Raw genomic sequence first — 22,252 nt, 5'->3', positions numbered from 1 at the left:
TCATATTTAGAATTTAAAATATACACTAAAAAAAGTTTTTAAAGGTTTTTCGCTTATTTATATGTAAGAGAGGAGGCAATTTTTTTGGAAAATAAGATACAAGAAATGCTCGATCATGCTGTAAAAATGGGGATTAATGATGTTCATATTTTGCCAGATAAATCTTCCTATATTGTTTATTTTCGTGTACCGTCTGGTCTTCAGCGGATGAATACATTGTCCATGGAAATGGGAGAACGCTACATCGCGCATTTTAAATACTTAGCAAATATGGATATTGGAGAAAGGCGAAAACCTCAATCAGGTTCTTGCCAATTTCAGCTTAAAAATCAATCAGTCGAATTAAGAATTTCTACCATATCAAATTATTTATTCCAAGAATCAATGGTCATGCGTATTTTATACGATCAAGAAAGACAAAACGAAGAAACGATGCAAGTTTTTTTTCCAGATGATTATAAAGTTTTAAAAAGACTCCTTAACTATCGAAATGGGCTAATTTTATTTTCAGGTCCGGTTGGGTCTGGTAAAACAACGACGATTTACCATCTTTTAAGAGAAAAATATGACCAAGAACCCTTACAAGTTATTACTATGGAAGATCCGGTGGAAATAAAAGAACCTAAATTTTTACAAGCAGAAGTTAACGAAAAGGCTGGCCTTTCCTACGAGCTCCTTATCAAACAGTCTCTCAGGCACCATCCAGATATTTTAGTAATTGGAGAAATTAGAGACGAGGAAACAGCTAAAATGGTCATTCGCAGTGCCTTGACTGGTCATTTAGTTTTAGCAACTATTCATGCCAAAGAATGTACAGGTGTTATCGAACGTTTATTAGAATTGGGTGTTTCTCATCAACAACTCAAGCAGTCCTTGATTGGGGTTGTTTCACAGCGTTTAATTAATAAGTACTGTCCACTTTGTCAAGGAGCCTGTTCCATCTATTGTCATCTTTATAAGATGACTCAAAAGAAAGCGCTTTTATTTGAAATACTAACTGATCATGATTTAAAAATTATTATGGAGAAGCAAGGGGGGAGCCAAACTTTTACATCTTTAAATGTAAAGTTGCGGAAAGCGTATGGATATGGCTATATTACTGAAAAAGATTTTAAAAACTACCAGCTCTTTTAAACATTGGCGTCCAAGTGTACAAGCTAAATTTTTAACCCGATTAGCCGAATTAATTAGCGAAGGGTTTTCTTTAGGAGAAGCACTTAAATTTTTACAAATAATGATGCCTAAGCAAAAAGAAAATCTTGTTATGATATTAAGTCAGTTAGAATCAGGGCAACCATTTTCACAAACGATTGGTTGCTATGGCTTTCCTAAATCCATTGTGACGCAATTAGAATTGTCGAATAACCACGGTAGCTTCACTGAAACGCTCTTTTTTTGTGCCGATTATATTGAAACCATCCGAATGCAAAAGGAAAAACTACAAAAAGTTATGATATACCCGCTTTTTTTAATTGCTTTATCAACAGGGATGTTGTTTTCAGTTAGAACCTTCATGTTACCAACAATCCAATCAATGAAAGTGGAAAGCGATAGATTGACGACAGGAATCATTTATTTTTTAACCTATTTACCGCATTTGTTTTTGGGAATACTCTCACTTCTTTTAATCGTCATAGTAGGTACTTATTCTTACTGGAGAGATAAAGAAGCCTACGAACGTGCTTCATTTGTAATCAGGATACCCTTATTAGGAAAGTTAGCTAAAAACTATTACACGTTTTACTACTGCCGTGAAATATCTTACTTTTTACTGAATGGATTAGCACTTAATCAGATGATTGTATCGATGAAGACACTAGAAGCTAACCAACTAATGCGGGAATTAGCTTTAAGAATGGAAAAATTCTTGCGGGATGGGCATACCTTACCTCATTTTATTGAAAGCATCCCTTTTTTTAATAAGGAGATGAGCTGGATAATTTACCATGGCGAATTAACAAGCCAAGTAGGTAAAAAAATTCATTATTACGGAAAAACGTGTTTTCAAGAGTTCACCGCTGAGACGGAAAAGTGGATTAAAATTATTCAACCCGTTATGTTTTTGTCTGTCGGTTTACTTGTAATATTAATTTATTTAATTTTGATGTTACCAATGCTAAGTATGATGAGAGGTGGATATTAAATGAAGAAAAAGAAATGGCGTTCTGGGTTCACTTTGGTGGAAATGTTAATTGTTCTGTTTATTATTTCAGCTTTAAGTCTGTTGATTATCCCAAATATTACCAAAACCACAAAGAAAGTAAATGATGACTCTAAATATGCTTTAACTCAGGTCATTCAAACACAAGCGAGTCTTTATAATCTAGAAACGAGCGGGACGGCTACACTTACTATACTACGAGATAATAACTATATAACTCAAGAACAATTTGATAAAGCGGATGGTTGGGGCATTACCGTTCAATGATAAGAAGACAGAAGCTAGGGTTTACACTCCTAGAAACACTAGTCGTACTCTTCATTATAAGTGCCTTAACGTTAATCAGTAGTCCGATTCACTCAATAAAGACAGAAGATTACGAATTACGTATGGCAGTTTATGATTTTTTAAGTGAAATAGAGCAAGCTCAAAACTATGCGGTCATTACTAAGAAAGCAGTGAAAGTAGAAAAAGAGACCAATCAAGGTCAACCACTTATCAGCTTTAGAAAAGAAGAATCTTATACAACAGGCAGAATTGATCGCATTTATTTTCCTAAAAGCAGTCAAATATATGTCGATAGTTTCTGGATTAATGGTGCTACAGGCTACATCCAGCCAGAAACTCTTATATTTTATAATAATAGTTTGAGAATTTCGGTTAAGTTTCAATTTGGTTTTGGGAGGTATGTACTTGAAGAAGAAAAACGGTAATAGTGGTTCGCTTTTACTAGAAAGTTTAGTAAGTTTAAGCATACTCAGCACAGCCTTATTGGTCTTGGTTCCTACCTTTAATCAGAGTTTTTCCTTAATAGAACAGAAACAAATAGAAGTAGAAGGATGGCGCTACTTCCAAGATTCAACAGCTTTAGAGAAGGCTGGTACGCCTGTTCAAACTCAAGTGAGTGATGGAAAGCTTCTCGAATGGACTTCTTCTGGAAATCATTACTATGTCACGGTAAGTGATGCTAGGGGAATGGAGGTGCTTCATGTGGAAATGTATCCTTAAAAATAACCAGAAAGGGTTTACTTTGATAGAAAGTCTAATGGCTCTCGTGGTCAATGCTTTAGTACTTTTGCTGGTGACTGGACTATTCCAAACACTTTATCATGTCAATCGTTATTTTGACATAAAAGAAAAAAATATTGAATGGCATGTTTTTTTAAATCAAGTAGAGAATGATTTAGAAGACAAAGAAATATTAAGTGTTCAACGTAACGAGGTTCAACTTAAAGTGCTCCAAAGTAAAGAAAAAGTGACTTATAAACCTTGGGGCGCAACTTTAAGACGCTATCGAAATGAAACAGGATACGTTCCCATGCTGACTAAAACAAAAAATACAACTTTTAGTAAAAATGCTAATGGATTTTCAATTCAGACAAATTTTGTAAATGGACAAACCATGAGAGGAGCAATTGCACTTGAATAGGAGATACAAGGGTGGATTTGTCTTACCAATTGTTCTCGTCACTCTCATTATTACTCAAATAATTGTCTTTAGTATAATCCGTATCTATGAAAACCAAATGGAATCGTATCTGTTATTAATTGATCACTATCAAGCTCAAACACTGCTATCCTTAAGTGAAGCACATTTAAAAGAATTACCCCAAACCAAGCAAATACAGTATAACCTGGGTCAGGTAGAAGTAACTAAAAGCGATAAAACATCAATAGAGCTAACAAGCACCCTAAACTCTGGCTATCAAGAATCAAAAATGGTACCAAAAGACTGATTTCGATCAGTCTTTTTCATTTGTGAGTATTTCGAAATAGCAAGTATCATTTTTTCCCCTTAACATACCTTTCTTTGTTATAATAGTTAAGAATGATTTTTTAAAGAGAAAGGATGTAGAAAATGACTAGACTATCAAAACTACAAGCGGTTTTAAAAGAAGAAAAAATGGATGCGATTTTAGTAACCAGTCCATATAACTTACGCTATATCTCTAATTTTACTGGAACTACTGGTTTAGCAGTGGTAACACAAGAAAAAGCTTATTTTGTAACGGATTTCCGCTATACGAAACAAGCAGCAGATCAAGCTAAGGGGTTTACAATCGTTCGCAATGCGGGGCCTATTTTTAAAGAAGTTGAAAAAATCGTTGATGAAAATAAAATAGAAACACTTGGCTTTGAAGATGCCTTTGTATCATTTAGAGATTATGATGAATTGGAAAGTATGCTAGCGAGCGACTTAGTACCTGCGTCTGGTTATATTGAAGAACTTCGCCAAGTAAAAGATGAAGAAGAAATACAATTGATTAAGGATGCGTGTGCAATCTCTGATGCAGCCTTTACCTATATTCTTGACCACATCAAGCCAGGTATTTCAGAAATCGAAATCGCGAACAAACTTGACTTTTTTATGCGAGAAAAAGGAGCAAGTGGTGTCTCGTTTGAAACGATTGTCGCAAGTGGCTACCGTTCTGCGATGCCGCACGGTGTTGCGAGTGATAAACTGATTGAACAAGGTGATTTTGTAACGCTAGACTTTGGCTGTTACTATAAAGGATACGTATCTGATATGACGCGTACGGTCTCCGTTGGCCAACCTGATCCAAAATTAAAAGAAATTTATGATATTGTCTTACAAGCACAATTACGAGTAAATGAACAAGCAAAAGCTGGCATGACCGGTATTGAAGTGGATGCGATTGCACGCGACTACATCACCAAAAAAGGTTATGGAGAGAACTTTGGACACTCAAATGGACATGGTATTGGTCTAGAAATTCATGAAGGACCAAATACGTCAATGAAGTCACCTCATGTACTTGTAGAAAATAATGTGATTACAAACGAACCTGGTATTTATATTGATGGGCTGGGTGGCGTTAGAATTGAAGATGATTTATTAATTACTAAGGATGGAAATGAAGTATTGACCTTTTCACCAAAAGAGTTAATTATTCTATAAATGATAGCTAGAAGCCACTGTTCTGTGGTAAACTAAGAAAAAGTATGACTCAGGAGGATTTATTATGATATCAGTTAATGATTTTAAAACAGGCCTTACGATTGAAATGGACGGTGGTCTATGGAAAGTTGTAGATTTCCAACACGTTAAACCTGGTAAAGGTGCAGCCTTTGTACGTTCAAAACTAAAAAACCTCCGCACCGGTGCTATTCAAGAAAAAACCTTCCGTGCAGGAGAAAAAGTTGGCCGTGCTCACATTTCAAATCGTAAAATGCAATATCTTTATGCATCAGGTGATTCCCATGTCTTTATGGACTCAGAAAATTATGAACAAGTTGAACTAAATGAAGCACAAATAAAAGATGAGTTAAATTACTTACTCGAAAATATGGAAGTTCATTTGATTATGTATGAATCTGAAACACTAGGTGTTTCATTGCCAAACACAGTAACCTTGACGGTAGCTGAAACGGAGCCAGGGATTAAAGGGGACACCGCATCTGGTGGTTCTAAACCAGCTAAAATGGAAACTGGCCTAAGTGTAAACGTTCCTTTCTTTGTTAATGCTGGTGACAAACTAGTGATTAACACAGAAGATGGATCATATGTATCAAGAGGCCAATAATCAAAAAAGAAGAGGAGCTGAATAGGGTGGAAGAAGTAAATATCCCATTAGAAGAAAAAAATGATGGTCTTGGAAAAATTGAAATTGCACCTGAAGTACTGGAAATTATTTCTGGCATTACAGTCAGTGAAATTGAAGGTGTTTATGCGATGCAAGGGTCTTTTAAGAGTGGCGTAAATGAACTATTGGGTCGCTCGTCTCATAATAAGGGAATTCATTTAAATACCGACGAACATGGACTGTCTGTTGATGTTTACTGCTACTTAAAATATGGCGTATCGGTTCCAAATGTTGCTCTGAAAATGCAAACAAAAATTAAGGAACAAATTTTCTTCATGAGCGAGCTAGAAGTTAATATGGTCAATGTTCATGTCTTGGGGTTAGTGACACCTCGTGAAATTGAAAAAGAAAAAATGAATTTCAATAAAGGATTGGAGGAGCGCGTGTGAGTCTTTCCCCTTTACTAAATCGCCATCAAATTCGAGAGAAAGCTCTCCAAGCAATCTTTCAAATAAGATCAAACCCAGAATTAGAACGTGACGAAGCAATCAAGATGGCACTTCTTAGTGACTTAGAGGATACGGATGAACAAGCTGCCCTACCGAATGAACCTTACTTAAGAAATTTGGTTGACGGTGTGTTAGACAATGAATCTGCTATTAACGAAGCCTTCAAACCTTATTTAAAGAAATTTAAATTGGAACGTTTAGCAAAAGCAGATGTTATTATTTTACAAATGGCAACCTATGAAATGGTATTTGCTAATAACGAAGAAGTTCCTCAAGCAGTTGCTTTGAATGAAGCAATTGAATTGGCCAAAAAATATTGTGAAGATAGTTCCCGTAAATTTATTAATGGTGTCTTATCAAATCTAATGAAAGAAGCAAAAAACCTTAATGATTAATCATTAAGGTTTTTCTTATGGTTAAAGGAGTTTGGTTGCTCCGGTTAATATGATAGAATAAGATAAATTGTTCAGGGAGTGAAACGAATGCAAACACAATACTTAAGAGGGAAAGACTTGGCTGATAAGATGCAAAAAGCCATGAAAAATCGAGTGGACCGGTTACGAGAAGAGGGTAAAGTACCGGGACTGACTGTTGTTCTAGTTGGTGAAGATAAAGCAAGTCAAGTGTACGTGCGCAATAAAGAAAGACGCGCTCATAAAGTAGGAATTAAATCTGACGTAATTCGTCTACCTGAAACGACTAGTGAAAGTGAACTTTTAACAATTATTCAAACACTAAACGCAGATAAGAGCGTTCATGGTATTTTAGTACAACTACCTTTACCAAAACAAATAGATGAACAAAAAATCTTACGCAGCATTGATTATGAAAAAGACGTGGATGGTTTTCATCCAATGAATATGGGAAATTTTTTATTAGGAAATGAAAGTACTTTACCGTGTACCCCGTATGGAATTATGACTTTGTTAAAGAGTTATGATATTGCCTTTGAAGGTAAAAAAGCACTCGTTATTGGTCGTAGTAATATTGTTGGGAAGCCAATGGCATTAATGCTGATGAATGAAAATGCTACGGTTACGATTGCCCATTCACATACCCAAAATTTAAAAGCATTAGCAAAAGAAGCGGATATTCTGGTAGTTGCAATCGGAAAAGGTCACTTAGTGGACGCCGATTATGTCAAACAAGGTGCAATAGTAATCGATGTTGGTATGAATCGAGATGCAGCTGGTAAATTAATAGGAGATGTGAATACAGAAGCGATTGATGGAATTGCTAGTTATGTAACGCCTGTACCAGGTGGCGTGGGCCCTATGACGATTACCATGTTACTCGAGCAAACCATTCAGAAAGTTGAAAAAGATTGAGGTGTTTAAGTGGCTGAACAAGAATATTTAACGGTTACAGCATTGACCAAGTACATTAAACGAAAATTTGATGCTGATCCTTATTTAGAACGCGTATATTTGACTGGTGAGGTCTCAAACTATCGTAAAAGACCCAACCATCAATATTTTAATATTAAAGATGAGAAGGCGGTTATTTCCGCTGTGATGTACAAGCGCGAATTCAGTCGCTTGAAATTTAATTTAGAAGATGGCATGAAGGTTCTTTTAGTCGGCCGTATCAATGTTTATGAGCCAAGTGGTAGCTATAACATTATCATTGAACATATAGAGCCAGATGGTGTGGGCGCTCTCTATCAAGCTTATGTTGAGTTAAGAGAGCGTTTATCAAAAGAAGGGTTGTTTACGCGACCTAAAAAGCAGTTGCCTCGTTATCCTAAAAGAATAGCTGTATTAACGAGCCCAAGTGGAGCCGTCATTCGAGACATTATGACAACCATTAACAGGCGTTATCCAATCGTGCAAATAGAATTATATCCAACAGTTGTACAAGGAAAAGACTCTGTTCAAAGTATCGTTACAAACTTAAAACGTGTGAACGAAAAAGCTGACTACGACCTCGTAATTATGGGTCGCGGAGGTGGATCGATTGAAGACTTATGGTCCTTTAATGAAGAAGCGGTTATTCGTCAAATCGTAGACATGACCATTCCAGTTATTTCATCGGTTGGTCATGAAACAGATACCACCTTGTCTGACTTAGCCGCAGATGTCAGAGCAGCAACCCCAACGGCTGCTGCAGAACTATCGGTGCCAGTTTTAACTGAGCTTCTCCTAACGATAAATAAAGAAGAGCAACGCTTATACCAAGCAATTCGAAATAAAGTTGCCGTCCGTCGGGAAACTTTAAATAGAATGATGCAGTCTTATATTTTTAGACAACCTAAGCGTCTTTATGAAGGGCACCTTATGAAAGTAGACCAGTATACAAGTAGAATCCAATATGCGTTTAGTAAACAATTTGAGAAAGAAAGACATGCCCATAGCCGATTGGAGCTTCAATTGCACAGTATGAATCCAATCAACCAAGTTATGACTTTACAAAAGGAATGGCAAAGTTTAGATCAAACGTTAACAACTGCGATGCGTGATTACTTAAAAAATAAAAATCAAAAACTTGCACATACAATGGCTTCTCTTGATTTATTAAGTCCTTTAAAAATAATGAATCGCGGCTATGCCTATGTTAGTTTTGAAGATAGAATTTTAAAATCAGTAACAGATGTTTCTCCAGGGCAAGTTTTAGCTGTACACCTGGCAGATGGGATAGTTACAACACAAGTCAAAGAGATCAAGGAGCAAAATAATGAAGATTGAAGATTTAACATTTGATGAAGCAATGAATAAATTAGAAGCAATTGTAACAAAATTAGAATCGGGAGATGTTCCCTTAGAAGATGCATTGGAGCAATTTCAAGAAGGCATGGCATTAAGTAAATATTGTCAAGACACCCTAAACAACGCAGAAAAAACATTAACTAAAATGATTTCACCCGATGGGTCCGTTCAAACATTTGAAGAAGTTGAATAAAAGGAGGGCTGACACGATGGAAAATAAGATGAGTTTAGCACAACAAATGACTGTTTTTGAAACGTATCTAATAGAAGCAGTGAATGACTATGCAGATGACTCTTTAACTTTAAAAGAAGCTATGACATATTCCTTGTCTACGGGTGGAAAACGTTTTAGACCCATGCTACTTCTGGCTGTAGTTGAATTTGGAAAGGGAAATTTAACAGAAGCCTTTCCAGTTGCGGCAGCCTTAGAGTGGATCCACACTTATTCTCTCATTCACGATGATTTACCGGCAATGGATAACGATGATTATCGACGTGGTAAATTAACAACACACAAAAAATTTAACGAGGGAATCGCTATATTAGCAGGGGATGCATTGTTAACCGCTGCCTTTTCTTTGATTTTGAATCAAGAAGAGCTATCCAATAAAAAACGTGTGCAATTAGCAAAGAACCTAGCTTTTGCTTCCGGTCCTAAAGGCATGGTGTCTGGACAAATGAATGACATTGAAGGAGAAAGAAAAACATTAACACTAGAAGAACTGGAAAATATTCACGTCCAAAAAACGGGTGCTTTAATTGAATATGCAATTTCCGCAGGTAGTTTGTTAGCAGATGTGCCTGTTAATGCATCTACTTCCTTATTAAACTATGCCAAGCACTTAGGGCTAGCCTATCAAATTCATAATGATTTAAAAGACGTTGTCTATAGTCAAGATGAATCAGGTAAACGAGCTGGCAATGACGCTGAGCTTGAGAAGAATACTTATCCTTCCTTGCTCGGTTTAAAAGAGAGTATGGCACAACTGAATAAACAAATTGTTGCAGCCACTAATGAGATTAATCAAGTTAAAAAATCAGTGGATAGTCAGCTTTTTAATATGGAAAGTTTGGAAACACTGATTAAAATGTTAGATTATGTAAGAATAGAAACAGAGGCCTAGATATGGAAAAAGAACGGATTGATTTATTAGTAGTTCAACAAGGTTTAGCTGATTCAAGAGAAAAAGCGAAACGGATGGTTATGGCAGGACAAATTTACGACCAAAATAACTTACGTTATGACAAAGCAGGCGAAAAAGTACCTGTAACGGTACAGCTACATATAAAAGGCGAAACACTAAAATATGTTAGCCGCGGTGGCTTAAAATTAGAAAAAGCCCTCACTGTTTTTGAAATCTCGGTAGCAGATAAAATTGTCCTCGATATTGGCTCTTCAACCGGGGGATTTACAGATGCGGCTTTACAAAATGGGGCCAAACATTGTTACGCGCTTGACGTGGGTACCAACCAACTAGATTGGAAAATCCGTAACGACGACCGGGTAACTGTGATGGAACAGACAAATTTTCGGTATAGTAAATTAGAAGACTTTAAAGAGGGGCAACCTGAATTTGCTTGTATGGATGTTTCTTTTATTTCCTTACGTATTATTCTACCGGTCTTAAAGCAAATCCTCAAAATTGGTGGATCTGCCGTTGCTTTAATTAAACCGCAATTTGAAGCGGGTAAAGAAAAAGTAGGTAAAAAAGGAATTGTTTCAGATCCACTGATTCATAAAGAGGTCCTTAAAAATATATTAACATTCGCTAACCATACTGGTTTTGATGTTAGAGGGATTGATTTTTCACCGATTACCGGCGGGACAGGGAATATTGAATTTATTGCACATTTTGTCTCAGTAGAGGAAGACGAAGGAAGCATCGCAGCGGATGTTTCTATTTCCAGAGTCATCGAAGATGCTCATAGTCAATTGAAGAACCATACCGTTCGTATTCATTGATATTAAAGGAGAATTGCCATGCTGCAAGAACTATCTATAAAAAATTTCGCTATTATCGATACCCTTCAAATCAGTTTTGAGCAAGGAATGACTGTTTTGACAGGGGAAACAGGCGCCGGAAAATCAATTATCATTGATGCGGTTGGCTTATTAGCTGGTGGGCGAGGGAGTGCGGACTTCATTCGCCACGGGGAAGATAAAACAGTCATTCAAGGCTTGTTTCAAATGCCTGAATCCTCCCAGCTTGCCTCTTTGATGGAAGAATACGGTATTAGTTATGAACCGGACCAAATTTTACTTCAACGTGAGCTGAGTAGTAGTGGAAAAAACGTTGCCCGCGTCAACGGGACTATTGTGACTGTATCAGTTTTAAGAGAAATTGCTGCTCATTTGATTGATATTCATGGGCAAAATGAGCATCAAGAGTTAATGAACCCAGCTAAACATTTAGACTTACTGGATCAATTTGGCGATTCAGAGTTGGGACGGTTAATCGCTAGTTATCAGGATACCTATCAAATTTTTATTGGAGTCAAACAAGAACGGGATCGTTTACTCTTAGATGAGCAACAAAATATCCAACGCATCGACTTGCTGACTTTTCAAATTAGTGAAATTGAGGGTGCTAATCTCCAAAATGATGCCGAAGAAGAAGCGTTAATTGAAGAAAGAAACCTTTTAGCTAATTATCAGCGTATTTTACAAGGACTTACCACTCTTTATAATGCACTTGAGGGCGAAGATGGCAATGGATTGGATCAAATTGGAGTCGGACTAGGAGCAATTGAACGTATTGAGTCACTAAGTCCAACTTACCAAGACTTAACGAAGCGTATTTCAGAAGCTTATTTTCAACTACAAGATGTGGCCACAACGGTTCGTGACGAGATAGACGAAATGACGTACGATGAAGCGCGTTTAAATGAAATTGAAGTCAGATTAGAATTGCTAAAACAACTCAAACGCAAATATGGCAGTTCTATTGAAGAAATTAAAGACTACTATGAAAAGATTTCTTTGGAATTAGATATGATATCCAATAAAGAAAGTTACCTTGAAAAATTGGCTACACGTTATGAAGCTGCCGAAATAGATTTATATGCAAAAGGGCGTCAATTAAAAACCAAACGTCAAAAAATCGCTCATAACTTAGAAACAGAAATTCAAGAACAGCTCAAAGCACTCTATATGGAAAAAGCAACTTTCTATGTCGTTTTTGAAGAAGAGGAAGTGATTCATCCCGATGGTTTGAATGCCGTAGAGTTTTATATTGCTCCTAACGTTGGGGAACCACCTAAACCACTTGCTAAAATAGCGAGTGGTGGTGAATTATCGCGAATGATGCTTGCTATGAAAGCTATTTTCACGCAGAACCAGGAAATTACTAGTATCATTTTCGATGAGGTAGACACAGGAGTTAGCGGTCGGGTAGCTCAAGCTATTGCCAATAAAATCCATCTTGTTTCTGAGCACTCCCAAGTTTTATGTATAACGCATCTCCCTCAAGTCGCAGCGATTGCGGACAATCATTTTTATATTGAAAAGGACGTTGTTGAGGAAAGAACGTTTACGCATGTTTTCAAAATTGTAGGTAAAAAACGTACCAATGAAGTGGCTAGGATGTTAGCTGGTACAGAAATAACAGAATTATCCTTAGCACATGCAGAAGAACTCTTGGATTTAGCAAAAAAATAAAGTGAAGGAGGGACCTTTAGTGCGAACGAAAATTATCGCCCATCGTGGCAGTAAAGGGACTGCTCCTGAAAATACGTTGGAGTCCTTTCGAGCAGCTTTAAAGTCGAATTGTGATGGCATCGAATTAGATGTTCATCTTTCACAGGATCTAGTTCCTGTCGTTATTCATGACGAAACAGTTAATCGAACCAGTAACGGTGAAGGTTATGTCTATCGAAAGACTTATCAAGAATTACAGCAATTAGATGCCGGTAGCTGGTTTAACAAGCGATTTACCGGTGCGAGAATCCCTAGCTTAGAAGAAGTTCTTCAATTATTAAAGGTTTCTCGTTTCAAAGGGATGCTCAATATCGAACTCAAAACTGATAAAATCGCCTATCCTTTGCTTGAAGAAACGGTTGTGGACTTAGTTGAACGCTACCAACCAGATTATCAGGTTGTTTATTCAAGTTTTAATGTTCAAAGTTTGCAGAAAGTAATCGGACTGGTCCCAAATGCGGAAATTGCTATCCTATTAAAAAAACGTGGTGCACAAAAAGCCTTTTTACCAAACGGTCATCCTATTCAAGCGTGGCATGGTAGCCATAGACTAGTGAATGATATGATAAAAAATAATAAAAGAAAAATTCCTATCCGTTTATGGACCGTTAATCGGTTATTCGATTTAGGGTATTGTTTAAATAAAAATGTGGATGCGATTATAACAGATTATCCAAATCGCGCATTGAGAGTGAGGGATAGAGTCCAAGGTGAGTGAAAAGAAAAAAGTTGTTGTGATTATGGGCCCAACGGCAGTAGGTAAAACCGCTTTGAGCATTCATTTAGCGAAAAAATACCAAGGCGAAGTGATTAATGGGGACTCATTGCAAGTCTACCGTCATCTTGATATTGGTACCGCCAAAGTGACACCGGAAGAAATGGCTGGTGTTCCTCATCATCTCATTAATATTGTTGATTTACATGAGCCTTATACAGCTAGCGACTTTAAAAAAGCAGCTGAATTAGCTATTGCCGCTATTCATAAAAAAGGGAAGTTGCCTATTCTTGTTGGCGGATCTGGTTTGTATATTCAAGGTTTGCTTTACGATATGAAATTTGGACAAGGTGGTGAAGATAGGGATTACCGTCGAAAATTAGAAATAGAGCTGGTCGAAAAAGGAGCTGATGGCTTGTGGTCACAGCTAGAAGCAATTGACCCCCAAGCAGCCGCCAATATTCATCCGAATAATTCCCGCCGTGTCGTTCGCGCTTTAGAGTCGATTCACGTAAGTGGTAAACCTTTTTCAAGTCAAACTGACAGTGTAAAAACGTCAAAGTATAATGCTTTATTAATTGCTTTGAATAGTGACCGCCAAATTCTCTATAATCGAATCAATCAGCGAGTGGATCAAATGGTCGAAACCGGTTTATTAGAAGAAGCTAAAGTCTTGTATGAATTAGCTGATCGTGACCTCAATCAAGCACATAAAGGTATTGGTTATAAAGAATGGTTTCCATATTTTTCAGGAGAAATTTCTTTTGAAGAAGCTTTAGAAAATGTCAAGCAAAATTCTCGTCGTTACGCGAAACGGCAATTAACCTGGTTCCGGAATCGAATGGAAGCAGTTCATTGGTTTGACGTAAGTAATGATGATTATTTAGAGAAAGTAGAACAGTTAATCGAAGATTTTAGAAAGTAGGTGACATCATCGAAACAGCACATAAAAAAGAGAAAGTTATCTTGGTAAGTGTTCAAACCAGACAATCTAATGAGTTATTTGAATATGAACTAGAAGAACTAAAGCAACTCACTGAAACGGCACAGGGAGAAGTGGTTGCAACACTCACCCAAAAAAGAGACCGTCATGACCCGCGCACAATTATTGGTAAGGGAAAACTCGATGAATTAAAACATTTAGTGGAAGAGTTAGAGCCAACCACAGTTATTTTTGAACAAGAGCTCTCCCCCCGGAATATGCGTAATATTCAAGAAGTCATTGACTGCAAAATTATTGACCGTATTCAGCTTATTTTAGATATTTTTGCCATGCGGGCATCAAGTAAAGAAGGAAAGATGCAAGTTTCTCTTGCACAACTGAATTACTTGCTCCCACGCTTAACGGGCCAGGGTGTGAACATGTCTCGTTTGGGAGCTGGTATTGGAACGCGTGGACCCGGTGAAACACAATTAGAAACAGACCGCCGACACATTAATAAACAAATTACAGAAATAAAAAAAGAACTAGCTGAAACCGAAAAACATCGTCGTCGCTCGCGGATTAAACGACAAGAGAGTCATGTTTTCCAAATTGGCTTAATTGGCTATACTAATGCTGGAAAATCTACCTTGTTAAATCGTTTAACCGATGCTGAAACGTATGAAGAAAATCTTTTGTTTGCGACGCTAGATCCTTTAACACGGAAAATGACCTTTCCCAACCAATTCCAAGCTACTCTAACGGATACGGTAGGTTTCGTTCAGAACTTGCCAACCCAACTCGTACATGCTTTTAAATCGACGCTAGAAGAAAGCAAAGGAGTTGATTTACTTTTACATGTTGTTGACAGTTCACAAGAGTTCGTTGGTCAACAAGAAGAAACGGTTATGAACCTTATTGATGAACTAGAGATGGAAGAAATTCCGATTGTAACGGTTTATAACAAGAAGGATTTAATGCACCCAGATTTTCAACCGAAATTACATCCAAATATCGTTATTTCTGCTTTAAATCCAGAAGATATTGAACGACTAAAAGAATTTCTATGGCAAGAAATTAAAAAAATGCTGGTTCCTTACCAAGTAACAGTTTCTTTATTAGATGGTGGATTCAAGTTAAATCAGATTCAGCAAGAGACTTTTGTCGAATCACTCGAGTTAAATGAAAAAACAAATGAATACATTGTGAGTGGTTTTGCGAAAGAAAATTCAAAATGGTTAGGAGAGCAAGGTTTAGATGACGAAGATTGAAAATATAGTAGAAAAGGTAGACCAACAAATTCAACCTACCTTTAAAAGAATTCAAAAAATAGCCTTGGATAACCAAAAGAAAGTGCTTGACGGTTTTCGTAAAAATAATGTGAGTGACTATCACTTCACACCAAGTACGGGTTATGGCTATGACGATATGGGTCGCGAAACGTTAGAAGCCCTTTATGCGGACGTTTTTAAAGGAGAAGCAGCCTTAGTTCGTTCACAAATTATTTCAGGAACGCATGCTATCTCAACCGCTTTACTGGGTGTATTGCGTCCTGATGATGAACTCATGTATGTGACGGGGCAGCCCTATGATACCTTGTTAGATATTGTTGGGTTGACTGGTAATGGCATTGGTTCTTTAAAAGAATACAATATCGGTTACCAACACATTGACCTCTTAGAAAATGGCGGAGTGGATTTTGATACCGTACTAGAACGGGTTTCAGAAAAAACTAAAATGATTGGTATTCAACGATCACGTGGTTATGCGGATCGTCCGTCCTTTACCATCGATGACATTGAAAAAATTATTCAAACAATTAAACCACACGCACCCAATGCTATTTTCTTTGTAGACAATTGTTACGGAGAATTTGTAGAAACACGCGAACCGCTAGAAGTGGGAGCAGACTTGATAGCGGGATCGCTCATTAAAAACCCAGGTGGCGGGATTGTTAAAATGGGTGGCTACATTGTTGGTAGAGAAGACCTAGTAGAAAAGTGTGCGTATCGTTTAACGAGTCCAGGGATTGGACGAGAAGCAGGGGCAACCTTGTATAGTCTTTTAGAAATGTATCAAGGACTATTTTTGGCTCCTCACGTCGTTGGTGAAGCAGTGAAGGGTGCTGTTTACACTGCAGCCTTACTGGAAGAGTTGGGTATTGAATCCACTCCAAAATGGAATGATCCTCGTACTGATCTCATTCAAATGGTGGCACTTCCTTCTAAAGAAGAAATGATTAGGTTTGCCCAAGTGATTCAAAAATATTCACCTGTTGATTCGAATGTAACTCCAATTGCAGCAGCAATGCCAGGTTACGAAGATCAAGTTATTATGGCAGCCGGAACCTTTATCCAAGGAGCAAGTATAGAACTTTCAGCCGATGGTCCTATCCGTCCGCCTTATCTCCTTTATCTACAAGGTGGCTTAACTTTTGAACATATTAAATTAGCTGTAACAGCTGCAGTAGAAGAAGTTTTTCCAGAAAAATTATAAATATTAAAAAACACGACCCAGATTAAAAAAAATCTGGGTCGTATTTTTTATCTTTGAAGTTAACAACTATTATATCTATATATTTAACTCACATATATAGATAAATATCTTGAGACAAATACAAAGGATATACTCAAGGTAATATGTGGATAGGATTTTTTGGTATAGATGTTTGGTTACTTCGATAGAAAATTTATTTGAGAAAACTACTAAAAAAAATAAAGTCACCGAGTTAACAAAGGTTAATGAAAACCTTGTTAAATCAATGACTTGGATAACCTTAAATGTTCTTTAAGATTGCGTTACGTCTCAGGAGGGATTCGAACCCCCGACCGTTCGCTTAGAAGGCGAATGCTCTATCCTACTGAGCTACTGAGACAATATAGTCCTGAACCAGAACAATTACAATTATATAAAACTATTGACTGAGTGTCAACACTTATTTTTATTGTTTTCATAAATATACAAAACTATGCTATAATGAAAAGAGGATAACGATTGGCGTTCATATATGAAAAGTGAGGAGATCGACTTATGGCTAAAAAGATTTCTTCGGAAACGAAGACAATGGTTGAAACACAGTTGCGTAAAGGTACCAGCAATTCACGAATTGCAAGCTTACTGGGTGTCTCTTACGAAGAAGCTCTAGAGGTAGTAGACCGCATTAAAGAATCCATTCGTCCAGATGTTGGCGATAAGATCCGGTTTACTTTTCGGGATCATAAAATGGTCGGAACCATTCAAAAACTACTTACCAATAGCGCAGTTGTCGAAATTAATTGGGACAAATCATCTTCTATCATGCGCGATATATGTGAAGATAAAACAATTGTTAATTTTAAAGACATCGATGAGTTTGTAAATGTCGATTAACTAATATCATATAGAAAAGGGTGGAGCTAAGGCAATTGTCTTAGCTTTACCTTTTTTGTTTTTTGAAAGCGCTTTGATTATTAATTAACTCTTAAGTCAATAATTATTTAGCAAATATTCTTGACAATAATTGCCGTTTTATTTATAGTTTGAATATCGAATAGTTTGAACATCAAACTATTCGATATTCAAACTACATCTAAATACAACATTAATAAAGGAGGAGGCCCTTAATTTGAGTCATTCCATCGAAGAAATCAATTCTTATTTGGTTTCTATTTTCAATGAATTATTAGATATTGAAGAGGAAGCTCTACGTAATAGTGAATTTTCTGATTTATCAATTAGAGAGATGCATACACTTGAAGCAATTGGCATGTATAGTGAACATACATCCTCAGAAGTTGCCAAAAAATTAAATATCACAGCTGGAACCCTTTCAGTTGCGATCAATACACTGGTTCACAAGGATTATGTCATTCGCAAAAGAATGGAAAATGATCGTCGGGTCATTAGATTGGGTTTGACTAAAAAAGGAAAACTTGTCTATCGTCTCCATGAAAAATTTCATCGCCAAATGGTTAAGCGTACAATTGAGGGAATGGATGAATTAGAAGTAAATGCACTCGTACGGGGATTAGATAACCTCCACGGTTTCTTAGATGAACTAGTTGAAAATATTGAAAAGCGGGACTGAGGCAATGGGAATTAAAATAACGGCAACAGGGCACTACTTACCATCACACATCGTCACGAATGATGATTTAGCTCAGATTATGGACACAAGTGATGAATGGATTCAAAAACGGACCGGTATCGCTCAGCGGCATATTTCAACTGGAGAGAACACCTCGGATTTAGCGAGCAAAGTGGCAGAAAAGATTTTAGAAAACAGAGGCATACAGGCAGAAGAATTGGATTTTATTATTCTGGCAACCATGACTCCCGATTCTTTAGCTCCGTCTACTGCTTGTGTTGTGCAGGATAAAATTAACGCGAGCAAAGCCTTTTGTTTTGATATTAGTGCAGCTTGCTCTGGATTTATCTATGCTTTATCAATGGCTAATCATTTGATGAGAAGTGGTGGATATAAAAAGGGGTTAGTACTTGGAGCCGAAACCATGTCTAAGGTAATCAACTGGCAAGACCGTTCAACAGCTGTTTTGTTTGGGGATGGAGCTGGAGGTGTTCTATTAGAAGCTTCAGAAACATTGACCGAGTCATTTATTGCAGAAGATCTTCATTCAGACGGAACCAGACACTTAGCACTTGTTGCAGATGAGAAAGGTGTTCGTAATCCTTTCTTTCCAGAGCAACCAAAAGATAACCTCTGTTTAGAAATGGATGGCCGAAGTATTTTTGATTTTGCAATTCGCAATGTGCCTGAAACAATAAATCAAGTCATTGCTAATAGCAATTTAAAAAAAGAAGATATTTCTTGGGTTATTCCGCATCAAGCTAATATACGGTTGATACAAGCAATTAGTAAAAAAACAAAAATACCGATTGAAAAATTTGGTATGAATATTGCTAAAACAGGTAATACATCTGCTGGTAGCATTCCAATTTTACTTGATCAAATGATCATGAATCAAACAATCCAAACAGGAGATATATTACTTCTAACAGGATTTGGTGGTGGCCTCACTTGGGGTTCAATCACAGTAAAAATATAAAAAAATAAAAAAATAAAAACATACTATGGAGGAATTTATTATGACATTCGAAAAAATTCAAGCAATTATCGTGGACCAATTGGACAAAGAACCTGAGGAAGTAACTTTAAAAACAAATTTCCGTGATGATCTAGATGCAGACAGCTTAGATCTATTCCAAATCATTAATGATATTGAAGATGAACTTGATATCAAAATTGAAACAGATGAAGGTATCGAAACAGTTGAAGATCTTGTGAAGTATGTAGACTCACAATTAGCATAATTTAATAGGAAAGTAGGCTCGTTTATGAAATCTGTTTTATGTGAAATGTTAGAGATCGAATATCCAATTATCCAGGGCGCAATGGCCTGGGTAGCGGATGCCGATTTAGCAAGCGCGGTATCTAATGCAGGTGGATTAGGTATGATTGGAACCGGTCATGATTCAGTAGACATTGTAAATCACAAAATTGCTGATATGAAGGCAAAAACGGATAAACCATTTGGTGTCAATATTATGCTTTTAAATGAAGACGTTGATACTGTTGTGGATGCTGTTTGTGCATCTGGCATTAAAACTGTGACAACTGGAGCAGGTAGTCCCGGTAAATATATGGCTAAATTTAAAGCAGCAGGTATTCGAGTTATTCCAGTTGTAGCATCCGTTGCTTTAGCTCGCAGAATGGAAAAAGACGGTGCTGATGCAGTGATTGTTGAAGGAATGGAAGCCGGTGGACATATTGGTAAAGCTACTACTATGGCGCTTATGCCTCAAGTAGTTGATGCAGTATCCATTCCAGTCATTGCTGCAGGTGGTATTGGTGATGGAAGAGGCATGGCCGCTGCATTTATGTTAGGCGCAGCCGGTATTCAAGTAGGGACGCGCTTTGTCGTGGCGCATGAATCTAATGCTCATCCAAACTTCAAAAATTCTATTATCAAAGCTAAAGATATTGATACGGTTGTAACGGGTCAAATTACGGGTTACCCAGTACGTGTTTTGCGGAACCGTTTAACACGTGAATATATGCAAGCTGAAAAAGAAGAAACAAGTAAAGAAAATCCAGATTTAGATCGCCTTGCTAAATTAGGTGCCGGTGCTTTAAGAAAAGCAGTGGTTGAAGGCGATAAGAATTATGGTTCTATGATGGCAGGCCAAATATCTGGACTGATCAACAAAGAAGAATCCTGTAAAGATATTATCGAAGACTACATGACGGTTTGTAAACAAGTTATTAGTCAGCAAGCTAAAATATGGGTTTAATATACTGAGGTGGAAAAATGACAGTAGCATTTGTTTATAGTGGACAAGGGTCTCAGTACATAGGGATGGGAAAAGAACTTTATGATTTTTCTGAAATCGTACGCGACACATTTAAAGAAGCATCACATGTTCTTGGATACGACCTTGCAAGTCTTTGTTTTGAAGAAAACGAAAAATTAAACTTAACTGAATATACCCAACCAGCCATCCTAACGGTTAGTTATGCCATTGATCAACTTTTAGGATCAGTTGGTATCCAGCCTACTCTTGTTGCCGGATTAAGCCTCGGAGAATACACAGCACTGGTGAAAGCCAATGCTTTTTCTTTTAGCCAAGGTGTATCTCTAGTAGTGAAACGTGGTAGGTATATGAGTGAAGCAGCTCCTCGTGGTACAGGAAAAATGGTAGCGGTTATGTATACAGATCGTCATTTTATTGAAGCAGCTTGTCTAGAAGCTTCAAAAGTGGGAATCGTATCGCCTGCTAATTACAATATGCCAACTCAAGTTGTTATTGGCGGTGAAGTAGCGGCTGTTGATGCAGCTGTTGCTATTTTGGAAGAACAAGGCGTTCGTCGCATGATTCCTTTAGACGTAAGTGGTCCTTTCCACACGGCACTATTAGATCCAGCTTCCCAGCGTTTAAAAGAAGAATTAGCAAAAATGACTTTTAATGAACCATCCTTACCGGTTATTGGGAATACAGAAGCTCAAGTGATGCAGGCAGGAGATATCGCCTCTTTACTGGAGCGACAAGTAAAGTCCGCTGTTAAATGGGAAGATTCCGTTCGAGAAATGATAGCAATGGGTGCAACTACTTTTGTAGAAGTGGGCCCTGGTAAAACATTAAGTAAATTTATTAAAAAAATCGATAAAACAGTCACTGTTTTGAATGTTGAAGATTTAAAATCTTTTGAAAAAACAGTTGCCGCTCTTAGTACCAAATAAGCAATTAGAAATGAGGAAGACAATTGAATCTAACAGGAAAAACAGTTGTTGTCACAGGAAGTTCACGTGGAATTGGTGAAGCAATTGCAGAAGCGTTTGCCATGCAGGGTGCAAATATTGTACTAAATGCTAGAAAACCTATTGCAGAAGAAGTGATTACTAAGTTAGAAGCGTATGGCGTTCAAGTTGAAACAATTCTTGGAGATGTTAGCGATTTTGAATCAGCTAAAGAGTTGATTGAACAAGCAAAAAAACGATTCAATTCTGTTGATGTTCTCGTCAATAATGCGGGCATTAACCGCGATAAACTGATTATGCGTATGACTGAAGAAGATTTTGATGCGACTTATGAAGTGAATTTAAAAGGAACATTCAATACCATTCGTCATGCATTACCGCTTATGCTGAAACAAAAAACGGGTACGATTATTAATGTTTCAAGTGTAGTAGGGGAAACGGGCAATGCTGGGCAAGCAAATTATGCCGCTAGTAAGGCTGGAATTATTGGTTTGACCAAGTCAGTTGCACGTGAGGCAGCTATGCGTGGGGTGACCTGCAATGCCATTACACCTGGATTCATTGAAACAGATATGACTGCCGCACTATCAGAAAAAGTAAAAGAAACGATGCTAACTCAAATTCCTTTGAAAAGATTTGGAAAATCAAAAGACATCGCTGAAGCAGCCGTCTTTTTAAGTAAGAGTGACTATATTACAGGACAAACAATCCGCGTTAACGGCGGTATGTACATGTAAGGGGG

28 protein-coding genes and 1 tRNA gene are annotated in these 22,252 nt (G+C 37.3%); 28 read left to right on the top strand and 1 reads right to left on the bottom strand.

What is annotated here, in order from left to right; translation table 11 throughout:
- Nucleotides 1-84 precede the first annotated feature (84 nt).
- The 21 genes from comGA (at nt 85) to BW727_RS04500 (ending at nt 16,750) form a co-directional block, all read left to right on the top strand.
- Nucleotides 85-1,134 (top strand): competence type IV pilus ATPase ComGA, encoded by a 1,050-nt coding sequence (comGA, locus tag BW727_RS04595; protein WP_335617524.1) that lies wholly within the window; start codon nt 85-87, stop codon nt 1,132-1,134.
- Entirely contained in the window at nt 1,088-2,143 is a 1,056-nt protein-coding gene (comGB, locus tag BW727_RS04590) for a competence type IV pilus assembly protein ComGB (RefSeq protein WP_159443130.1), read from the top strand. The genes comGA and comGB overlap by 47 nt, the downstream gene beginning before the upstream one ends.
- Entirely contained in the window at nt 2,144-2,428 is a 285-nt protein-coding gene (gene comGC / locus BW727_RS10840) for a competence type IV pilus major pilin ComGC (protein ID WP_062471801.1), read from the top strand.
- Nucleotides 2,425-2,874, top strand: coding sequence for a prepilin-type N-terminal cleavage/methylation domain-containing protein (locus BW727_RS04585; protein ID WP_062471799.1), 450 nt, complete (start codon nt 2,425-2,427; stop codon nt 2,872-2,874). Before comGC ends, BW727_RS04585 begins: the two co-directional genes overlap by 4 nt.
- Nucleotides 2,855-3,169 (top strand): hypothetical protein, encoded by a 315-nt coding sequence (locus BW727_RS04580; RefSeq protein WP_062471796.1) that lies wholly within the window; start codon nt 2,855-2,857, stop codon nt 3,167-3,169. The genes BW727_RS04585 and BW727_RS04580 overlap by 20 nt, the downstream gene beginning before the upstream one ends.
- Nucleotides 3,150-3,590: a competence type IV pilus minor pilin ComGF gene (gene comGF / locus BW727_RS04575; RefSeq protein WP_062471793.1), complete on the top strand. Its 441-nt coding sequence runs from the start codon at nt 3,150-3,152 to the stop codon at nt 3,588-3,590. The genes BW727_RS04580 and comGF overlap by 20 nt, the downstream gene beginning before the upstream one ends.
- A complete protein-coding gene (locus BW727_RS04570; protein ID WP_062471790.1) occupies nt 3,583-3,897 on the top strand; it encodes a hypothetical protein in 315 nt (104 codons plus the stop codon). The genes comGF and BW727_RS04570 overlap by 8 nt, the downstream gene beginning before the upstream one ends.
- Nucleotides 3,898-4,019: 122 nt before the next feature.
- Nucleotides 4,020-5,081: a M24 family metallopeptidase gene (locus tag BW727_RS04565; protein WP_062471787.1), complete on the top strand. Its 1,062-nt coding sequence runs from the start codon at nt 4,020-4,022 to the stop codon at nt 5,079-5,081.
- A gap of 64 nt (nt 5,082-5,145) precedes the next feature.
- Nucleotides 5,146-5,706 carry an elongation factor P gene (gene efp / locus BW727_RS04560; protein WP_062471784.1) on the top strand — a complete coding sequence of 187 codons (561 nt, stop codon included), beginning with the start codon at nt 5,146-5,148 and terminating at the stop codon, nt 5,704-5,706.
- Between the two features lie 26 nt (nt 5,707-5,732).
- A complete protein-coding gene (locus BW727_RS04555) occupies nt 5,733-6,155 on the top strand; it encodes an Asp23/Gls24 family envelope stress response protein (protein ID WP_062471781.1) in 423 nt (140 codons plus the stop codon).
- Nucleotides 6,152-6,610: a transcription antitermination factor NusB gene (nusB, locus tag BW727_RS04550; RefSeq protein WP_062471778.1), complete on the top strand. Its 459-nt coding sequence runs from the start codon at nt 6,152-6,154 to the stop codon at nt 6,608-6,610. Before BW727_RS04555 ends, nusB begins: the two co-directional genes overlap by 4 nt.
- Nucleotides 6,611-6,697: 87 nt before the next feature.
- On the top strand, nt 6,698-7,543 hold the full coding sequence (gene folD / locus BW727_RS04545) for a bifunctional methylenetetrahydrofolate dehydrogenase/methenyltetrahydrofolate cyclohydrolase FolD (RefSeq protein ID WP_062471774.1): 846 nt from the start codon (nt 6,698-6,700) through the stop codon (nt 7,541-7,543).
- 9 nt (nt 7,544-7,552) lie between these two features.
- Nucleotides 7,553-8,899 (top strand): exodeoxyribonuclease VII large subunit, encoded by a 1,347-nt coding sequence (gene xseA, locus BW727_RS04540; RefSeq protein WP_062471772.1) that lies wholly within the window; start codon nt 7,553-7,555, stop codon nt 8,897-8,899.
- Nucleotides 8,889-9,113, top strand: a complete 225-nt coding sequence (locus BW727_RS04535; protein WP_062471769.1) for an exodeoxyribonuclease VII small subunit — start codon at nt 8,889-8,891, stop codon at nt 9,111-9,113. The genes xseA and BW727_RS04535 overlap by 11 nt, the downstream gene beginning before the upstream one ends.
- A gap of 16 nt (nt 9,114-9,129) precedes the next feature.
- Nucleotides 9,130-10,044, top strand: coding sequence for a polyprenyl synthetase family protein (locus tag BW727_RS04530; RefSeq protein WP_062471767.1), 915 nt, complete (start codon nt 9,130-9,132; stop codon nt 10,042-10,044).
- A 2-nt stretch (nt 10,045-10,046) separates the two neighbouring features.
- Nucleotides 10,047-10,883, top strand: a complete 837-nt coding sequence (locus BW727_RS04525; RefSeq protein WP_062471764.1) for a TlyA family RNA methyltransferase — start codon at nt 10,047-10,049, stop codon at nt 10,881-10,883.
- 18 nt (nt 10,884-10,901) lie between these two features.
- Nucleotides 10,902-12,578, top strand: coding sequence for a DNA repair protein RecN (recN, locus tag BW727_RS04520; RefSeq protein ID WP_062471761.1), 1,677 nt, complete (start codon nt 10,902-10,904; stop codon nt 12,576-12,578).
- 19 nt (nt 12,579-12,597) lie between these two features.
- Complete coding sequence (locus tag BW727_RS04515) at nt 12,598-13,335, top strand: glycerophosphodiester phosphodiesterase (protein ID WP_159443129.1); 738 nt, start codon at nt 12,598-12,600, stop codon at nt 13,333-13,335.
- Complete coding sequence (gene miaA, locus BW727_RS04510) at nt 13,328-14,257, top strand: tRNA (adenosine(37)-N6)-dimethylallyltransferase MiaA (RefSeq protein ID WP_077795748.1); 930 nt, start codon at nt 13,328-13,330, stop codon at nt 14,255-14,257. The genes BW727_RS04515 and miaA overlap by 8 nt, the downstream gene beginning before the upstream one ends.
- A gap of 41 nt (nt 14,258-14,298) precedes the next feature.
- Nucleotides 14,299-15,525 (top strand): GTPase HflX, encoded by a 1,227-nt coding sequence (hflX, locus tag BW727_RS04505; RefSeq protein WP_233418550.1) that lies wholly within the window; start codon nt 14,299-14,301, stop codon nt 15,523-15,525.
- The gene (locus BW727_RS04500) at nt 15,512-16,750 is read left to right on the top strand and encodes a methionine gamma-lyase family protein (RefSeq protein ID WP_062471752.1); all 1,239 of its coding nucleotides are present in this window, start codon (nt 15,512-15,514) and stop codon (nt 16,748-16,750) included. The genes hflX and BW727_RS04500 overlap by 14 nt, the downstream gene beginning before the upstream one ends.
- A gap of 305 nt (nt 16,751-17,055) precedes the next feature.
- On the opposite strand, the gene BW727_RS04495 is transcribed toward BW727_RS04500, so the two are convergent.
- Nucleotides 17,056-17,129: transfer RNA gene (locus tag BW727_RS04495), tRNA-Arg, on the bottom strand.
- A gap of 155 nt (nt 17,130-17,284) precedes the next feature.
- Between BW727_RS04495 and BW727_RS04490 the strand changes: the two genes are divergently transcribed.
- From BW727_RS04490 to fabG, 7 genes are all read left to right on the top strand, one after another.
- The gene (locus BW727_RS04490) at nt 17,285-17,623 is read left to right on the top strand and encodes a DUF2187 family protein (protein ID WP_062471749.1); all 339 of its coding nucleotides are present in this window, start codon (nt 17,285-17,287) and stop codon (nt 17,621-17,623) included.
- Between the two features lie 235 nt (nt 17,624-17,858).
- Nucleotides 17,859-18,320 (top strand): MarR family winged helix-turn-helix transcriptional regulator, encoded by a 462-nt coding sequence (locus BW727_RS04485; protein ID WP_062471746.1) that lies wholly within the window; start codon nt 17,859-17,861, stop codon nt 18,318-18,320.
- A gap of 4 nt (nt 18,321-18,324) precedes the next feature.
- Entirely contained in the window at nt 18,325-19,299 is a 975-nt protein-coding gene (locus tag BW727_RS04480) for a beta-ketoacyl-ACP synthase III (RefSeq protein ID WP_062471743.1), read from the top strand.
- Between the two features lie 40 nt (nt 19,300-19,339).
- Nucleotides 19,340-19,564 carry an acyl carrier protein gene (locus BW727_RS04475; RefSeq protein ID WP_062471740.1) on the top strand — a complete coding sequence of 75 codons (225 nt, stop codon included), beginning with the start codon at nt 19,340-19,342 and terminating at the stop codon, nt 19,562-19,564.
- Between the two features lie 24 nt (nt 19,565-19,588).
- Nucleotides 19,589-20,545, top strand: coding sequence for an enoyl-[acyl-carrier-protein] reductase FabK (gene fabK, locus BW727_RS04470; RefSeq protein ID WP_062471737.1), 957 nt, complete (start codon nt 19,589-19,591; stop codon nt 20,543-20,545).
- Between the two features lie 17 nt (nt 20,546-20,562).
- The gene (gene fabD / locus BW727_RS04465; protein ID WP_062471734.1) at nt 20,563-21,492 is read left to right on the top strand and encodes an ACP S-malonyltransferase; all 930 of its coding nucleotides are present in this window, start codon (nt 20,563-20,565) and stop codon (nt 21,490-21,492) included.
- A gap of 23 nt (nt 21,493-21,515) precedes the next feature.
- Nucleotides 21,516-22,247 carry a 3-oxoacyl-[acyl-carrier-protein] reductase gene (gene fabG / locus BW727_RS04460; protein ID WP_062471731.1) on the top strand — a complete coding sequence of 244 codons (732 nt, stop codon included), beginning with the start codon at nt 21,516-21,518 and terminating at the stop codon, nt 22,245-22,247.
- Nucleotides 22,248-22,252 lie beyond the last annotated feature (5 nt).

The organism is Jeotgalibaca dankookensis, assembly GCF_002005405.1.
GTDB lineage: Bacteria > Bacillota > Bacilli > Lactobacillales > Aerococcaceae > Jeotgalibaca > Jeotgalibaca dankookensis.
This window is presented reverse-complemented; position numbering and strand designations above follow the sequence as displayed.

What these genes read in the sequence shown, in the direction of transcription:
- comGB (WP_159443130.1), top strand. Translation starts at nt 1,088, where the DNA reads ATGGCTATATTACTGAAAAAGATTTTAAAAACTACCAGCTCTTTTAAA.
- comGC (WP_062471801.1), top strand. Translation starts at nt 2,144, where the DNA reads ATGAAGAAAAAGAAATGGCGTTCTGGGTTCACTTTGGTGGAAATGTTA.
- BW727_RS04585 (WP_062471799.1), top strand. Translation starts at nt 2,425, where the DNA reads ATGATAAGAAGACAGAAGCTAGGGTTTACACTCCTAGAAACACTAGTC.
- comGF (WP_062471793.1), top strand. Translation starts at nt 3,150, where the DNA reads ATGTGGAAATGTATCCTTAAAAATAACCAGAAAGGGTTTACTTTGATA.
- BW727_RS04565 (WP_062471787.1), top strand. Translation starts at nt 4,020, where the DNA reads ATGACTAGACTATCAAAACTACAAGCGGTTTTAAAAGAAGAAAAAATG.
- efp (WP_062471784.1), top strand. Translation starts at nt 5,146, where the DNA reads ATGATATCAGTTAATGATTTTAAAACAGGCCTTACGATTGAAATGGAC.
- folD (WP_062471774.1), top strand. Translation starts at nt 6,698, where the DNA reads ATGCAAACACAATACTTAAGAGGGAAAGACTTGGCTGATAAGATGCAA.
- BW727_RS04535 (WP_062471769.1), top strand. Translation starts at nt 8,889, where the DNA reads ATGAAGATTGAAGATTTAACATTTGATGAAGCAATGAATAAATTAGAA.
- BW727_RS04530 (WP_062471767.1), top strand. Translation starts at nt 9,130, where the DNA reads ATGGAAAATAAGATGAGTTTAGCACAACAAATGACTGTTTTTGAAACG.
- BW727_RS04525 (WP_062471764.1), top strand. Translation starts at nt 10,047, where the DNA reads ATGGAAAAAGAACGGATTGATTTATTAGTAGTTCAACAAGGTTTAGCT.
- recN (WP_062471761.1), top strand. Translation starts at nt 10,902, where the DNA reads ATGCTGCAAGAACTATCTATAAAAAATTTCGCTATTATCGATACCCTT.
- BW727_RS04500 (WP_062471752.1), top strand. Translation starts at nt 15,512, where the DNA reads ATGACGAAGATTGAAAATATAGTAGAAAAGGTAGACCAACAAATTCAA.
- BW727_RS04490 (WP_062471749.1), top strand. Translation starts at nt 17,285, where the DNA reads ATGGCTAAAAAGATTTCTTCGGAAACGAAGACAATGGTTGAAACACAG.
- BW727_RS04480 (WP_062471743.1), top strand. Translation starts at nt 18,325, where the DNA reads ATGGGAATTAAAATAACGGCAACAGGGCACTACTTACCATCACACATC.
- BW727_RS04475 (WP_062471740.1), top strand. Translation starts at nt 19,340, where the DNA reads ATGACATTCGAAAAAATTCAAGCAATTATCGTGGACCAATTGGACAAA.
- fabK (WP_062471737.1), top strand. Translation starts at nt 19,589, where the DNA reads ATGAAATCTGTTTTATGTGAAATGTTAGAGATCGAATATCCAATTATC.
- fabD (WP_062471734.1), top strand. Translation starts at nt 20,563, where the DNA reads ATGACAGTAGCATTTGTTTATAGTGGACAAGGGTCTCAGTACATAGGG.